The following is a 16,337-nucleotide window of genomic DNA, read 5'->3' on the forward strand; positions in this document are numbered from 1 at the left end:
TAGTGTAAAAACCTGTATTCTCTCTGAAGAATGCAGGTTTTTCTATTAGTTTAAAATGAACTTAAATAGCTTTTTAGAAAGGAATTATTATAATTTTTTTATAATTTTGTAACTAGCCTAAAAGATTCAGTTTGAAAAATATTAGTATCATAATGTTAATCTTAATATTGTTTGTACCATCAGTACAAGCACATACAGATGCTATTATTTTTGATGAAGATGTTACGGAAAATCATATTGGAGCTATGGATAGTGCGCATCACGATTCTCACCATGAAAACGACACAGAGGAAGAAAGAAATAGAGAGCACCATCATCACTGTATTTTATTAGGAATATCTAATGCTATTATTACAAAAGAATTTAATTATTTATTTGTAAAACCACTTCAAGCAAAAAAGAAAATACTTTTTAGCAAACATTTAAAAGCATCTAATTATTTAGATGAACTTTTCCAACCTCCTAGGGTTTAATTCAACATTTTAAAGTTTAACAGTTTATAATTCTTGTATTTACAAGAGTTAAAATCTGCTATACCGGATTTATAGATAAATCGGGAACATATCGTATTAAAATAGAATTAAACACATGAAAAATGTTAGATAATATCATAAAATTTTCAATTAAAAATAAATTGATTATTGGAGCTTTGGTATTCGTATTAATTGGTTGGGGAATATATTCATTAAAACAATTACCAATAGATGCAGTACCAGACATTACTAATAATCAGGTGCAAATAATTACTTCAGCACCATCACAATCGGCTCAAGATATAGAGCGTTTAGTAACTTTTCCAATAGAGTTAACCATGTCAAGTATTCCAGATATAGAAGAAGTTCGATCTTTTTCTCGATTTGGTCTAAGTGTAGTAACTGTGGTATTTAAAGATAACGTTGATATCTATTGGGCACGTCAACAAATAAGTGAACGACTTGTTGAAGCTAAAAATCAAATACCAGATGGAGTAGGAACTCCAGAAATGGCACCAGTAACCACGGGTTTAGGAGAAATATATCAATATACATTATATGCTAAAAAAGGTTTTGAGAAGCAGTATTCAGCAATGGAATTACGTTCTATTCAGGATTGGATAGTACGACGTCAATTACTAGGAATAGAAGGCGTAGCAGACGTGAGTAGTTTTGGAGGTTTTTTAAAGCAATATGAAGTTGCTATTCAACCAGAGCGATTACAAGCTTTGAATGTAAGTATTAGTGAAGTTTATGAAGCATTAGCGAAAAACAATCAAAATACAGGAGGTGCTTATATAGATAAAAACCCGAAAGCATATTTTATTAGAAGTGAAGGTTTAATTAATAAACCAGAAGACATCAAAAATATAGTTATTAAGAACACTAAAAACGGTGCACCTATTTTGATAAAAGATATAGGGGAAGTTCAATTAGGACATGCAGTACGTTATGGAGCTATGACTAGAAATACAGATGGAGAAGTTGTAGGTGCCATAGTAATGATGTTAAAAGGAGCAAACTCCTCAAAAGTAATTAAAGATGTAAAAGAGCGAATTGTTCAAATAGAAAATAGTTTGCCTGAAGGTGTGGCAATTAAACCATTTTTAGATAGAACAAAACTAGTTGATAAAGCAATTAGTACTGTAGCTACCAACCTTGTAGAAGGAGCACTAATAGTCATATTTATCCTTGTGTTATTATTAGGAAATCTAAGGGCAGGGTTAATAGTAGCATCTGTAATTCCACTAGCAATGCTATTCGCAATTAGTTTAATGAATGTTTTTGGAGTTTCGGGAAATTTAATGAGTTTAGGAGCTATTGATTTTGGAATTATTGTAGATGGTTCTGTAATTATTGTAGAAGCTACTTTGCATTATTTAGGATTAAAAAAGTCAGGAGAAAAGCTTTCACAAGAGCAAATGGATGAAGAAGTATATAATTCGGCTTCAAAAATTAGAACTAGTGCAGCCTTTGGAGAAATTATTATTTTAATAGTGTATTTGCCAATTTTAGCATTAGTTGGTATTGAAGGAAAAATGTTTAAGCCAATGGCTATGACAGTAAGTTTTGCAATACTAGGAGCTTTTATTTTGTCTTTAACCTATGTGCCTATGATGAGTGCATTGATCTTAAAAAAGACAATTAATAACAAGAAAAATATTTCTGATAAAATAATAGAATCGATACAAAGAGCATATTCACCTTTGCTTGAATTAGTGCTAAGTAATCAGAAAAAAGTAATCATTATAGCAGTAGCTATTTTCGGATTGAGTTTGTTTACATTTTCAAGAATGGGGTCAGAATTTATTCCTTCATTAGATGAAGGAGATTTAGCAGTGCAAACAGTAGTATCTACAGGTAGTTCGTTGTCTTATACTATTGATGTATCTAATAAGTCATCAGAGCTATTATTAAAAGAATTTCCAGATGAAATAGAACAAATTGTAAGTAGAATTGGTTCATCAGAAATTCCTACTGATCCTATGCCTATTGAAGCTTCCGATATTATAATTATTTTAAAAGATAAAGGTAAATGGACAAAGGCTAAGACAAAAAATGAATTGACTAATAAAATGCAAAAAGTATTAGAAGATAATATGTTAGGAGTTTCCTATGGATTCCAACAACCTATACAAATGCGTTTTAATGAGTTAATGACTGGAGCAAGACAAGATGTAGTATTAAAGATTTATGGTGAAGACTTAAATAAGTTAGTAAAATATGCCAATAAATTGAATAATATTATTCTTGAAGTAGCTGGAGCAGAAGATTTGTATGTTGAAAAAGTAACTGGTTTAAAACAAATAGTTATAGATTATAATCGTAGTCAATTAGCTTATTATGGTTTGAATATTTCTGATGTAAATACGGCTATTAATGCGGCATTTGCTGGACAAAATGCAGGGTATGTATATGAAGGGGAGAAGCGTTTTGATTTGGTAGTTCGATTGGCAAAAGAGAATAGAGATAATATCGAAGATATTCGAAAATTGTATATAACAACACCTAATGGAGTTCAAATACCATTATCTAATGTAGCAACAATTAATTTTGAAACTGGTCCAAATCAGATACAACGAGATGATGCAAAACGTAGAATAACAGTAGGATTTAATGTTAGGGGACGTGATGTAGCAAGTATAGTAGCAGAGTTAAAGCAGAAAGTAAATAGTAAAATTCAGTTTGATCCAGGTTATTATATTACTTATGGAGGTACTTTTAAAAATTTAGAAGAAGCTCGTGCTCGTTTAGGAATAGCAGTACCAGTAGCTTTATTACTAATATTTCTATTATTATACATAACGTTTAAATCAATTAAACAAAGTATTTTAATTTATACAGCAATTCCAATGTCGGCTATAGGTGGAATCTACGCTTTATGGTTACGAGATATGCCATTTTCAATATCGGCAGGGATAGGGTTTATCGCTTTATTTGGAGTAGCCGTATTGAATGGTATTGTGTTAATAGCGGAGTTTAATCGTTTAAAGAAAGATGGTCTAACCAATTTAAGAGAAATAGTTAAAAAGGGAACCTCTATTCGATTAAGACCTGTAATAATGACGGCAGCTGTAGCCTCTCTTGGTTTTTTACCAATGGCAATTTCTTCATCAGCAGGAGCAGAAGTTCAAAAACCATTAGCTACTGTGGTAATTGGTGGCTTAATATCTGCAACACTATTAACCCTATTAATATTACCTGTTTTATATATGATATTTGAAACAGTAAAAGTTAAAAAGGTAGCATTAAATAAAGCAGTTACAGTTCTTATTTTATTATTTAGTGTATCCATAATAACAGCTCAAGAAATTCCTCAAAAGCTAACAGAGAATGAAGCTATAAACATGGTTTTGAAAAAAGATGTTTTATTGAAGAAGGCAAATTTAAATGTAGATAAAAGTAAAGCAGCAATTTCTGGTGCTATTGCATTAAACCCAACATCAGTACAATATCAGGATGTAGGAATAGCACCAGGTTTAACAGAGCAGGAGTGGGCTATAAATCAAAATTTCGGTTCAATATTATCACATATTCAAAAAAGAAAATTAGCAAAATCAAAACTTGATTTAGCAAAATCTTTAAGAGAAGTATCTAAAAAAGAAACGATAACAAGAGTAAAAAAGCTATACCAAGAATGGCATTATTTATTTGGATTGATTTCTCTAATGGAAGAACAACAAGATAATACTAATCAAATAAAGAGTATAGCTAAAAAGTTACATAAATCTGGAGAAATAGGCGGTTTAGAAAATGATTTAACAACAATTCAATCTTTAGGAGTACAATCTCAAAAGAATAAAGTTTATAAAGATTTTTTATTGGTAGAAAATCAGTTAAAAGAATTATTACAATTGACATCAGTAATAGTTCCAGCGACTAAATTTCCAAAGAAAAAAGAGATTTCAATTCAGAAAGATACACTTTCAGACACGTTTTTACAGGCGTTAGATAAAAGTAATAAAGTAGCAGAAAGAAGTATTTCTACAGCAAAAGCTATTTATTTTCCAGAGTTAAAAGCGGGAGTTATCAATAGAAAAACTGGAAATAATAATGCCTATACAGGTTTTAATGTGGGGGTCAATATTCCATTGTCATTTTGGTCAAATAATGCAAAAATTAAAGAGCAAAAGATTCTTAAAGAAGAGATAGTTTTTCAAAATGAATCGAAAAAAATAGCAATTCAAAACAATTTTAAAAGTTTACAAAAACAAATAAAGTATTTAGAAAGCGAACTTTTAAGTATTGAAGAAACAAAAAAGCAAGCAGAAAAATTTATTGAAAAATTAGAAATAGCATATAAGTCTGGAGAAATTGATGCTTATCAATATAACCAGAGTTTTAATGCCTATTTTCAAGTGATGCAAAATTATTTATTACTTATAAATAATTACAATCAAACCGTAATAGCATACGAGTTTTATACTAAAGAATAAGAATTAATCTATAAAACTCTTAAGAATTATAGAGTTAAAAGACATTATAATATGAAAAAAATCATTTTAATATTAATTACAATAATAACCATTAGTTGTAAAGAAGATCATTCAGGACATGATTATGCTAAAGAAGATAAAAACAAAAGAGCAAAGTCATCTTCAGTAAAGGACAATCATAATGAAAATGAGATACATTTAACAGAAGCGCAATTTGAAACGGCAAAAATTAAGGTTGAAAGTATTGGTAAAAAGAAAATTAGAGATCGAATAGAAGTAACGGGAACAATAGAGGTACCACCTCAAAGTAAAGCAACTGTATATGCACCTATGGAAGCCTTTGTATTTAAAACAGATTTATTGCCAGGGGATAGGGTCCGTAAAGGACAAACTATAGCTGTATTACAGCATCCTAATTTTATCAATTTACAATATGCATACTTAGAAGCGATTAATAAATTAAATGTAGCCAAAGCTGATTATGAGCGTAAAAAAATGTTGCTAGAAAACGATATAACTTCTAAGAAATCATTTCAAATAACAGAAGGGATTTATCGTTCAGCAAAGAGTTTAGCTAGTAGTTATGCCTCTCAATTAAAAATGGCTGGATTATCGCCGCAAACTGTAGCTAAAAATGGAATTCAACAGTATGTATATATAAAAGCACCAATTGAGGGGTATATTGTTGAAAACAATTTAAATAAAGGGATGTTCTTAGCAGCCAACAGTGAAATGATGGAGATTATAGATAACGATCATATGCACGCTGAATTGAATGTTTTTGGAACTGATATTATAAAAGTTAAAAAAGGAGATACTTTTATTTTTAAACCTTCAGGATTAGATGTTTCTTATGAAGGCTATATAAAATTAATAAGCCAAAAAGTAGATGATAAGACTAAAACAGTAAATGTTCATGGGCATTTTGAAGACGAACAAAACCGTTTAAAATCTGGAATGTTTATCAATGCACAAGTTTTATTGGATGGTAATGAGGTATTCGCAGTTCCAGAGGAAGCAATTATAGATAATGAAGGAGAAAATTTTATTTTCATGTCAGAAAATAATAAAGACTTTATCCCTTTAGAAGTTACGTTAGGTAATACAGATAATGGTTTTACAGAGATAAAAACGATTCAGAATAACAATTATAATATAAAGGTAGTTTCGAAAGGAGCTCATTTCTTAAAAGGGAAATTGTTACAACAAGGAGGTGGAATGGATGGACATGCACACTAAATAAGAATTTTAGAGGTGTTTTAGAAATATTAACTAAGACACCTCAATAAAATATTCTTTTAAAGCATACAGTTGTTCAGTTTAGAGAATTAATTCAGTATTTTTGATATAAATAAAAACAGACATGAATAATAGACAACAATTAGATTTACAATTACCTAAAGGGCTTTTTTTACTGGGTATAATTGCCGTTGTAGTAATTATTATATTTTCTAAATCAACAGTAACAATAGGACCTGGAGAGGGAGGAGTTATATTTGAAACTTTAGGAGATGGTATTAATACAGAGAAAACATATGGAGAAGGATTTCATATTGTAGCCCCTTGGAATAAGATGATTATAAGAAAAGTACGTCAACAATCGGTATCAGACGAAATGAATGTACTTTCTGTAAATGGATTAGAAGTAAAAGTTAATGGAACAATATGGTATGAACCAGAGTTTAATAACTTAGGAATGTTAATTAAAACAAAAGGAGAAGATTACGAGCGTGAATTGTTAGACCCAGCAATTAATGCAGCAGCAAGAAGTGTAGTTGGACGTTATACTCCTGAACAATTATATTCAAGTAAAAGAGATGTAATTGAACAAGAAATTTTAGATGAAGTAAAAACAGTTTTAAAAGATCAGTTCTTAATCGTAAAAAGAGTTTTAGTTGAAGATGTAAAATTACCTAATACGATTAGAACAGCAATTGAAACAAAGTTAAAGCAAGAGCAAGAATCTTTAGAATATGAGTTTAGATTAGCAAAGGCAAAGAAAGAAGCTGAAAGACAAAAAATTGATGCAGAAGGTAAAGCCATTGCGAATAAAATTTTAAGTGCTTCGTTAACAGATAAGATTTTACAAGAAAAAGGAATAGAAGCTACTTTAAAATTATCAGAATCACCTAATAGTAAAGTGGTGTTAATTGGAGCTGGTAAAAGCGGAATGCCAATAATATTAGGGAATCAATAGTAGTTTTTGGAACTAAAAACTATAATTATAAATCATAAAAAACAGCTCATTTGAGCTGTTTTTTTATGTATATATGATATGGAATTAATCTCTTCTACGTTTTCTTCCAAATCCAGCAGAAGCTCTATTGTTACTTCTTCTTGATGAATTATTAGCATTGTCATTATTACGTCTTCTACCAAATCCACCTTTGTTATTATCTCTATTGTCGCTACTTCTTCTTTTTCCGCTAAATTTACCACCTCCATTTCTACGAGGTTTTCTACCACCACGGTCAGATTTAGTAATTTCAATATTAACAGTTCTACCGTTAAAATCAGGATTATTAGCACTAAAAGTATCTAAAGTTTCCTTTTCAAAATTCTTATCAATTTCGAAGAAAGAAAAGGTATCTAAAATATCAATGGCTCCAATTTCAATTTTATCAGTAATGTTCTGATCATTGATTAAACCTATTAATTTAGCTGGGTTTAATTTGTCTTTTCTACCTAAATTAATGAAGAAACGAGTCATGTTCTCATTAGTAGATCTACCTCTTGAATTTTCTCTTGATGATAAATTATTTAAATCAGGAGCATTTTCGTAGTAAGATAAGAAGGTGTTAAATTCTAAAGAAACAAATTTCTGAATTAATTCTTCACGAGATAATCCTTCTAGTTTTTCATAAATACTAGGTAAGAAACCATCGATTTGTTCAGTATTTACTTCTGTATTATGAACTTTGTCAATTAAATGAAATAATTGATTGTGGCATATTTCTTTACCAGAAGGTACAGGTGTGTGAATAAATTTCTTTTTAAGAATACGCTCAATAGGACGTAATCTTCCTTGCTCTTTTCTGCTAACTAAAGCAATAGAAACTCCTTTATTACCAGCTCTACCAGTTCTACCACTACGGTGGTTGTAATTTTCTATTTGATCTGGTAACTTATGATTGATAACGTGTGTTAGGTTGTTTACATCTAAACCACGAGCAGCAACATCTGTAGCTACTAATATTTGAATAGTTTTTTTACGAAACTTATCCATAACGCTATCACGTTGCCCTTGTGATAAGTCACCATGCAAAGCATCGGCATTATAACCATCGCGAATCAAGTTGTTTGCAACTTCTTGTGTCTCTCTTCGAGTTCTACAAAATACAATAGCGTAAATATTTGGATTTAAATCAGCTACTCTTTTTAAAGCAGGGTAGCGAGTTTTTTCATTTACTAAATAATATTCGTGACTAACATTGTCTGATCCTTGATTTTTTTGTCCTGAAGTAATTTCAGCAGGATTAGACATATAATTACGAGCTATTGCTTCAACTTCTCTTGGGAAAGTAGCAGAGAATAATAACGTTTGTTTAGTTTCTGGAGTAGTTTCTAAGATTTGATCTAACTCATCTTTGAATCCCATGTTTAACATTTCGTCAGCTTCATCAAGTACTAACCATTGAACATTTCCAAGTTTTAAAGCTCTTCTTTTAATTAAGTCAACAGTTCTTCCTGGAGTACCAACTACAATTTGAACACCTCTTTTAAGTTTCTTAATTTGTTCTTCGATATTAGCACCACCATAAACAGTAGCTACTTTTAAGTTAGGTAAGTATTTTGAAAAATCTTCAATGTTTCTACCTATTTGAACAGCTAATTCACGAGTAGGAGACAGGATAATAGCCTGAGTATTTAAACTTGTTTGATCAGCTAATTCTATAATAGGTAAACTAAAAGCAGCAGTTTTTCCTGTACCTGTTTGCGCAAATGCTTTTAAATCTTCTTTTGAAGAAATAATTTGTGGAATTGCTTTTTCTTGAATTACGGTTGGATTTTCGTAACCTAAATCCATTAAAGCCTTATTGATAGGTTCTTTTAAACCTAAATCTAAAAATTTTGACATACTGTGGTTTTTAGAGAACTCACAGATGCCCCTCCGCGAATTCTAAATTAATATAAAATATCTCTTAGTGAGATTTTGGACGGCGCAAAAGTACACTAAATAAATGAATTATAGTGTGTTATTTTGTTTTTTGTAAGTTGTTGACTTGTAGGTTTATATCTTTTGCTGACAAACTTGTGTATCCATTAACAATGATACCATTCTTGTCAATTAGTAGCATACGAGGGAATTTACTTGAAGAAAAATTACAAACAGCACTCTTAGCAGGTAAAGTATATTGATATTTAATGTCTACGTTTTTGGTATACCTTTTAAAATCACTACATAAGTTTACAACAACAAATTCTATATTAGGATTGTTTTTGATTAAGTAATTGATACGAGAAGACACCCATTCATCAGATGCATACTTATAGTTTTTAAATAACAAAACTGCATTCTTTCCTTTTATTATTTTCGAAATGCTTTTTAGCTCTCCTGTAGCATCAATTAAATTAAACGAAGGGATTTTTTCACCATTATTCAACACTTTAAGGTCGTTTTTTAGTCGTTGAATATTCTTTTTCTGGTCAATGTCTGTATTCAATTTAAAGAAAGTAAAAAAGGCTTCATTTTTATCTTCAGGGTTTTTGAAGAAATGACGAACCATTGTATTATATAATAGTTTGTTTTTTATTTCTTCAGAAGAAATCTCAGAATCAATATTTTTTAATAAATCACTAGTAAAGTTCTTCGGATCAGAATTTAACTTCTTAAGGTGAACATCATTATATAACTTATCTTTTATAAACCTGTAATATGGACCATAAAAAATTAAAGAGTCTTTTTTAACACTTATATTATTACGATGGTCGAAATAAGAATCAACTAATTTTTCTGGTGTTTCTTTTTCATAATTGTGTATAGCATATTTTTCTTTATAATTATAAACAGGATATAATAAAGCAATATTAAGTATCTCGGTAAATTTTTCAGATAAGTTATTGTTTTTACTTATATAATTATCAATAATTTTTTGTCTAATTTGTTTAAGAGAATCGATTTTCTTTAAGAAATCTTCTTGTGGTAATTTATAGAATTTAGAAATATATTTATCTTCTTGTTCTGTCTGTAAAAAAGATTCAATTAGAATATTATTACGTTCAGCATTTTCACCACTAAAAACTAATGATTCGTCAAAGTCCCAAGTATTTAAACGGAAAAGTAAACTATCTTTTGGTTCTAGATAAATATATTGGTGCTCAGGACCATGAGTAAAGAAATATAAACCTTCTTTTAAATTTTTATAGTTACCAATGAAGCTATTATCTTTCTTTAGATAAATAGTGTCATTAAAATTGTAATTATCAGAAAGTATAACGTAACTACACTTTGGATTAATGATTTTACCACCAAAATAGGTTGATTTTGGGGTTTTTGAATCTTTACATCCAATAAATATGATTAAAATTATGTATATAAAATTTCTAGTCATGTTTTTGTTGTTATCTTGATAAAGATATAGTATTCAAAAATAGACATCTCTATATAATCAAGCTGTTAATTCGTTGTTAAAAGAATTAAAAGCGTCAAAAGTAAGATGTTAAATATTTCCTTGCAAATTCTTTTTGCGTTGGTATATTTTTTACTTTTGCACGGAAATTTAAAAAAATATAAATGTTAACAGTTTCTAATTTATCAGTTCAGTTTGGTAAACGTGTTTTATTTGATGAAGTAAATACTAAATTTACTCAGGGAAATTGCTACGGAATTATCGGAGCAAATGGAGCAGGGAAGTCTACTTTTTTAAAGATTTTATCAGGAAAACAAGAAGCAACATCTGGACATGTTCATTTAGAGCCAGGGAAAAGAATGTCAGTTTTAACTCAAGATCATTATGCTTTTGATGAGTTTACTGCTTTAGAAGCTGTTTTGAAAGGAAATAAAGAGTTATATAAAATAAAATCTGAAATAGATGCTTTATATGCTGATTATTCTGATGAAAATGCAGAGAAAATTGGAGAATTACAAGTTCGTTTTGAAGAAATGGATGGATGGAATGCAGATTCTTCAGCAGCAACAATGTTATCTAACTTAGGAATAAAAGAAGAAGATCATTATACATTATTAGCAGATTTAGATTCTAAGAAAAAAGTACGTGTATTATTAGCTCAGGCATTATTTGGAAATCCAGATGTACTAATAATGGATGAGCCTACGAACGATTTAGATTTTGAAACTATTGCTTGGTTAGAAAACTTTTTAGCAAATTATGAAAATACTGTAATCGTAGTATCGCATGACCGTCACTTTTTAGATGCGGTATGTACGCATATTTCTGATATAGATTTTGGAAAAATCAATCATTATTCAGGAAATTATACATTCTGGTATGAATCTTCTCAATTAGCAGCTAAACAAAGAGCTCAACAAAACAAAAAAGCAGAAGATAAAAAGAAAGAATTAGAAGAGTTTATTCGTCGTTTTTCTGCCAATGTGGCTAAATCTAAGCAAGCAACTTCTCGTAAAAAAATGATAGAGAAGCTAAATGTAGATGAAATTAAGCCTTCTTCACGTCGTTATCCTGCAATTATTTTCGAAAGAGATAGAGAAGCTGGAGATCAAATTTTAAATATTGAAGGATTATCAAAGTCTTTTGAAGGAGAAGATTTATTTGCTAATGTAGATATCAACTTAAATAGAGGAGATAAGGTCGCTATTATCTCTAGAAATTCAAAAGCGGTAACAGCTTTTTATCAAATTATTTCTGGAAATGAAGAAGCAGATACAGGAAAATATTCTTGGGGAGTTACTACAACGCAATCATATTTACCAGCAGATAACTCTAGTTTCTTTCAAAATGGAGAGTTGAATTTAGTAGATTGGTTACGTCAATATGCTAAAACAGAAGAGGAGAGAGAAGAAGTCTTTTTAAGAGGTTTCTTAGGGAAAATGATTTTTTCAGGTGAAGAGGCATTAAAAAAGAGTAACGTACTGTCAGGAGGAGAAAAAGTACGTTGTATGCTATCTAGAATGATGATGACTCGTGCTAATATTGTAATGTTAGATGAACCTACAAATCACTTAGATTTAGAGTCGATTCAAGCATTGAACAATTCATTAATAAACTTTAAAGGAACTGTGTTGTTTTCAACACATGACCACGAGTTTGCACAAACAGTAGCAAATAGAATTATAGAAATTACCCCAAAAGGAGTAATTGACAAATATTCTACTTTTGACGATTACTTAGCTGATCCTAAAGTAAAAGAATTAAGAAACAAGATGTATTCATAAAGATAAAAGAGAGCTAAATAGCTCTCTTTTTTATTTCTATTCAATATTTCTATATTGTAATTCGTCAATAATATCTCTAGAACCTTTTCCGTAAAAAAGAAACTTCTTTTCTAAAGCCTTAGCTTTTTGATATAATTTAATAATGTAATCTATACCATGAGGGTCAATTGCTGTTACATTGTCGATGTCTAAAACAATCGATTCATTTTTTTTAAAGTAAGAGTTTACATTTTTTTTTACAAAAGAGAGGTTATTTAGATTTAATTCCCCATTTAAATGCAAATGCCCATCAGAATGTGTAATTTTAAATCCCATATTATAAGTTTTATGTTATGCGAGATTTAAATTAAGGTTATTAATACTTTAATTCTTCTTTTTTCGATAAAAGGGAGTTATCCTAAGATAATTGGTAAGTTTTTACAGTTAAACTAACTTTTATAGCTCAAAAAAGCTAAAAACATTCCCTCCGTAACGTTTGTCATAACTATGTTTAGGATGTTCTGTTAAGTCAGTGTGCTTAGAATGTTCAACAATTAAAATTCCATCTTCATTTAAAAGCTCTTTTTCAAAAACTAAATCAACTATTTTTAAAAATTGAGAAGCTTCAAAGTCGTATGGAGGATCTGCAAAAACAACATCTGACTTTAAAGGTGTTTTTTCTAAGAATTTGTATACGTCACTCTTGTAGGTATTTATATTTAAATCAAGTTCTTTAGAAGTTTGATTTATAAATTTTATACATCCATAATTAGCATCTACTGCATATATTGTTTCAGTCCCTCTAGAAGCAAATTCATAACTAATATTCCCAGTACCAGCAAATAGGTCTATTACAGAAATATTTTCAAAATAATATAAATTATTTAAGATGTTAAATAAAGATTCTTTAGCCATGTCAGTCGTAGGACGAACAGGTAAGTTTTTAGGAGCAGAAATTCGCTTGCTTTTATATTTTCCTGAAATAATTCGCATTAGGATATTAGAATAAAATTAGTGTGTGTTAAAAAATCTGTAGTATTCGTGAAGAAACCTGATTTTGAGCTAATAAAATTAATATTACGAACGTAATTGTAAGTAATATCATATAATTCTGATTCTTTTTCAATATCTCCTATAAAATTCAATTCAAAAACATTAGGATCCATTTCTAATTGTTCAGCAGTGAACAATATATAGTAGATAAAGTCTTCTTTTGTTTGAAAAGAAAATGAATTATAAAGCTTTAAAGAATTTTTTTCAAAAACTACAATATCTAATTGATTAACTGATACGTGTACGTAAAAAGAATCTTCTAAATTATTTCCTACTTGTTTTAAAAGTTTATTGATTAATACAGTAGAGTGATGTTTGAATTCAAACTCTCCAAAGTTTTGGAATAAATAATTATTAATATTTACATAGGGGATATAGACGGTATGAGCATTCATTTTATCTATAGAATCATATGCAATTAAATCTGTAGAAAGTGTTTTTACTGTATATTTTAAATAAGAGTCTAAATTGTTTTTATCAAAATATCTATCTGGTACTAGTGTAGATAAATTATTTTGGTGTATTGCAAAGATAGAAGTGAAATCTTGCTGTAAATCTTTATCTGTAGCAAAAATATTGATGACTTCATTTAATAAAACTTCTGGAGAAGCTAAAGGTTTGTCAAAAATATATTGTGTAAAAACAATAGGGTCTTTAGTATCTGAATTAGAGATACAAAAAGAAAATCCATCCAAACTAAATTGGATGGATAGGTTTTTATGTTGCGCTAAGGCGCTTATTTTTTTACTCTTTTTTTGCAAGTGCTTCAGCTTTATCGTAGTAAGGAGGCCAGTTACCACCAGTAGTTACTTCTTCTAAAGATCCAACAGAAACAAATTCACCTTTAATTTGGTCAGTTTCTATAGCTTCTAATTCTTGCTTTACTAATGAAGGACTCATTCCTTTTAAGATAGAAGCTTTGTCTGCTTTAGCTTCAAATACAGGAACTAATAAACCAGCTACTTTTTCTACTTTACCAATAGCTATCTGAAATTCTTTATCAGTACCAGGAACTTTAAACATTCCTTTGTAATCTTTACCTTCAAAGTATTTTGCTACAGGTTCGTAACCAATAGTATCAATTTGTTTTTTTGAAATAGTAATAAAAATTCCTCCTCCACGGTCTACTTTTTCTTCAACATTTTTAGTTTCAGTTAAAGCTAATTTTCCGTTTTCTATAAAGTTGATTAAAGAATCTTTACTATCCGTATAAACTTTGTGAACTTCTTTATATTTTACCTCTGCATCACGAATTAACTTTAAATTCTCAATAACTTTAGCATATTTCACCTTTTTGTCTTTCGCAAAATTAATAGGTTCCATAATACCTCCATAAATTAAATATACTAAAAAACCAGCAGCGGCTGATAGTAATATAGAAATTAACCATCTCATTTTCAGTGGTACAAACTTAACAACAAGAAAAGCTAAAAGAATTGCAACCACAACAGCTGCCAAAATCATTAATAATAAATTCATTTTTTTTGTTTTTAATATATGATATACGCAAATCTACAATTTTTTTTCAATCATGAAAATAATTATCTATAAATACATTTATCTTTGACGATTATTTGAAATATGATAGAATCAGCACCCAATTTTTATAAAGAAATATTACAAAAATTTCCGTACGAGCCTACTCAAAAACAAACGGAATTATTAGATACGTTAACGCATTTTATTTTTGATAGCAATAATCGCGCCCTTTTTTTACTAAAAGGTTATGCAGGAACAGGAAAAACAACAATTATTAGTACTGTAGTTCATAATTTATGGAAAGCAGGAAAAAAAGCAGTGCTATTGGCTCCAACTGGACGTGCTGCAAAAGTAATTGCAGGTTATTCTAAAAGACAGGCATTTACAATTCATAAAAAAATATATTTTCCAAAGAAGCAAAGTAATGGAGGAGTAAGTTTTGTTATGCAACCCAATAAGCATTCTAATACTATATTTATAGTAGATGAAGCTTCTATGATTTCTGACGATAGACAAAATGCAAAACTATTTGAAAATGGTTCATTGTTAGATGATTTAATATCATATGTATATTCCGGTAAAAACTGTAAAATTGTTTTTATAGGTGATACTGCACAGTTACCTCCTGTAAAATTAACAGTGAGCCCAGCTTTAGAGGCAGATAATCTTTCGTTTCAATATAATAAAGATGTAACGGAAATTGAATTAGATGAAGTAGTTAGGCAACAAGAAGATTCGGGAATATTAGCAAATGCTACCGATTTACGTTTGTTAGTACAAAACGATGCAACTCATTTTAAGTTTGATTTAAACTTCGCAGACATTATTCGTTTAGAAGATAGTTATGATATACAAGATGCTATAACTATGGCATACGATGGTGATTTAGGAGTTGAAGATACCGCAATTATAGTTCGATCTAATAAAAGAGCTAATCAGTATAATGAACAAATTAGAACCAGAATTAGAGGGCAAGAGAATGAAATTTCTACAGGAGATTATGTAATGGTGGTAAAAAATAATTACTACTGGTTAAAAGATTCTTCTTCTGCTGGATTTATAGCCAATGGAGATATTTGTGAAGTAATGCGTATAAATTCTATTAAGGAATTATATGGGTTTAAATTTGCTGAAGTTGAGATTCGTATGATTGATTATCCTGATATGAAACCTTTTGACACAGTTTTACTTTTAGATACACTTTCTAGTGAAAGTCCTTCATTAACATATGAAGAATCTAATAAGTTATATGAAGCGGTAAAAGAGGATTTTGCTCACGAAAAATCAAAATATAAACAGTTTATGGGGGTAAAAAAGAACAAGTATTTTAATGCTCTACAAGTTAAATTTTCATATGCTATGACTTGTCATAAATCGCAAGGAGGGCAATGGAATACTGTTTTTATAGAACAACCTTATTTACCAGATGGACCAAGTGTTGAATACTTAAGATGGTTATATACAGCAGTTACAAGAGCTCAAGAAAAATTATATCTAATAGGTTTTAAGGATGAGTATTTCTTGAGTTAAAAAATGTTAGCGTTTTGTTAATTTGATAGAATC

General features: G+C 29.5%; 12 protein-coding genes. 6 read left to right on the forward strand and 6 right to left on the reverse strand.

The annotated features are described in order from the left end of the window. Positions 1-131: 131 nt before the first annotated feature. The 4 genes from F7018_RS03000 (at position 132) to F7018_RS03015 (ending at position 7,106) form a co-directional block, all read left to right on the forward strand. On the forward strand, positions 132-473 hold the full coding sequence (locus tag F7018_RS03000) for a hypothetical protein (protein WP_150898512.1): 342 nt from the start codon (positions 132-134) through the stop codon (positions 471-473). A gap of 122 nt (positions 474-595) precedes the next feature. Next, positions 596-4,909, forward strand: a complete 4,314-nt coding sequence (locus F7018_RS03005) for a CusA/CzcA family heavy metal efflux RND transporter (RefSeq protein WP_150898513.1) — start codon at positions 596-598, stop codon at positions 4,907-4,909. 51 nt (positions 4,910-4,960) lie between these two features. Next, positions 4,961-6,148: an efflux RND transporter periplasmic adaptor subunit gene (locus F7018_RS03010; protein ID WP_150898514.1), complete on the forward strand. Its 1,188-nt coding sequence runs from the start codon at positions 4,961-4,963 to the stop codon at positions 6,146-6,148. Positions 6,149-6,272: 124 nt separating this feature from the next. Further along, positions 6,273-7,106, forward strand: coding sequence for a prohibitin family protein (locus F7018_RS03015; RefSeq protein ID WP_150898515.1), 834 nt, complete (start codon positions 6,273-6,275; stop codon positions 7,104-7,106). 84 nt (positions 7,107-7,190) lie between these two features. On the opposite strand, the gene F7018_RS03020 is transcribed toward F7018_RS03015, so the two are convergent. Together F7018_RS03020 and F7018_RS03025 are read right to left on the reverse strand one after the other, a co-directional pair. Then, positions 7,191-8,987: a DEAD/DEAH box helicase gene (locus tag F7018_RS03020; protein ID WP_150898516.1), complete on the reverse strand. Its 1,797-nt coding sequence runs from the start codon at positions 8,985-8,987 to the stop codon at positions 7,191-7,193. Between the two features lie 118 nt (positions 8,988-9,105). Beyond that, the gene (locus tag F7018_RS03025) at positions 9,106-10,461 is read right to left on the reverse strand and encodes a TlpA family protein disulfide reductase (protein ID WP_150898517.1); all 1,356 of its coding nucleotides are present in this window, start codon (positions 10,459-10,461) and stop codon (positions 9,106-9,108) included. A gap of 182 nt (positions 10,462-10,643) precedes the next feature. On the opposite strand from F7018_RS03025, the gene F7018_RS03030 reads away from it, so the two are divergent. Beyond that, on the forward strand, positions 10,644-12,263 hold the full coding sequence (locus F7018_RS03030) for an ABC-F family ATP-binding cassette domain-containing protein (protein WP_150898518.1): 1,620 nt from the start codon (positions 10,644-10,646) through the stop codon (positions 12,261-12,263). A gap of 36 nt (positions 12,264-12,299) precedes the next feature. On the opposite strand, the gene F7018_RS03035 is transcribed toward F7018_RS03030, so the two are convergent. The 4 genes from F7018_RS03035 to F7018_RS03050 form a co-directional block, all read right to left on the reverse strand. After that, positions 12,300-12,578: an STAS domain-containing protein gene (locus tag F7018_RS03035; RefSeq protein WP_150898519.1), complete on the reverse strand. Its 279-nt coding sequence runs from the start codon at positions 12,576-12,578 to the stop codon at positions 12,300-12,302. 120 nt (positions 12,579-12,698) lie between these two features. Beyond that, on the reverse strand, positions 12,699-13,235 hold the full coding sequence (locus F7018_RS03040; protein ID WP_150898520.1) for an RsmD family RNA methyltransferase: 537 nt from the start codon (positions 13,233-13,235) through the stop codon (positions 12,699-12,701). Continuing rightward, positions 13,235-14,056, reverse strand: coding sequence for a DUF3822 family protein (locus tag F7018_RS03045; RefSeq protein ID WP_150898521.1), 822 nt, complete (start codon positions 14,054-14,056; stop codon positions 13,235-13,237). The genes F7018_RS03040 and F7018_RS03045 overlap by 1 nt, the downstream gene beginning before the upstream one ends. Further along, positions 14,040-14,774 (reverse strand): hypothetical protein, encoded by a 735-nt coding sequence (locus F7018_RS03050; RefSeq protein ID WP_150898522.1) that lies wholly within the window; start codon positions 14,772-14,774, stop codon positions 14,040-14,042. The genes F7018_RS03045 and F7018_RS03050 overlap by 17 nt, the downstream gene beginning before the upstream one ends. A 102-nt stretch (positions 14,775-14,876) precedes the next feature. Here F7018_RS03050 and F7018_RS03055 point away from each other — a divergent pair, with 102 nt between their 5' ends. Beyond that, a complete protein-coding gene (locus tag F7018_RS03055; RefSeq protein ID WP_150898523.1) occupies positions 14,877-16,304 on the forward strand; it encodes an ATP-dependent DNA helicase in 1,428 nt (475 codons plus the stop codon). The last annotated feature ends 33 nt before the right edge of the window (positions 16,305-16,337 follow it).

This window comes from Tenacibaculum aiptasiae (genome assembly GCF_008806755.1).
Lineage (GTDB): Bacteria > Bacteroidota > Bacteroidia > Flavobacteriales > Flavobacteriaceae > Polaribacter > Polaribacter aiptasiae.

Coding starts and splice junctions, on each gene's coding strand:
- F7018_RS03055 (WP_150898523.1), top strand. CDS start 14,877: ATGATAGAATCAGCACCCAATTTTTATAAAGAAATATTACAAAAATTT.
- F7018_RS03030 (WP_150898518.1), top strand. CDS start 10,644: ATGTTAACAGTTTCTAATTTATCAGTTCAGTTTGGTAAACGTGTTTTA.
- F7018_RS03005 (WP_150898513.1), top strand. CDS start 596: ATGTTAGATAATATCATAAAATTTTCAATTAAAAATAAATTGATTATT.
- F7018_RS03035 (WP_150898519.1), bottom strand. CDS start 12,578: ATGGGATTTAAAATTACACATTCTGATGGGCATTTGCATTTAAATGGG.
- F7018_RS03020 (WP_150898516.1), bottom strand. CDS start 8,987: ATGTCAAAATTTTTAGATTTAGGTTTAAAAGAACCTATCAATAAGGCT.
- F7018_RS03025 (WP_150898517.1), bottom strand. CDS start 10,461: ATGACTAGAAATTTTATATACATAATTTTAATCATATTTATTGGATGT.
- F7018_RS03015 (WP_150898515.1), top strand. CDS start 6,273: ATGAATAATAGACAACAATTAGATTTACAATTACCTAAAGGGCTTTTT.
- F7018_RS03050 (WP_150898522.1), bottom strand. CDS start 14,774: ATGAATTTATTATTAATGATTTTGGCAGCTGTTGTGGTTGCAATTCTT.
- F7018_RS03040 (WP_150898520.1), bottom strand. CDS start 13,235: ATGCGAATTATTTCAGGAAAATATAAAAGCAAGCGAATTTCTGCTCCT.
- F7018_RS03010 (WP_150898514.1), top strand. CDS start 4,961: ATGAAAAAAATCATTTTAATATTAATTACAATAATAACCATTAGTTGT.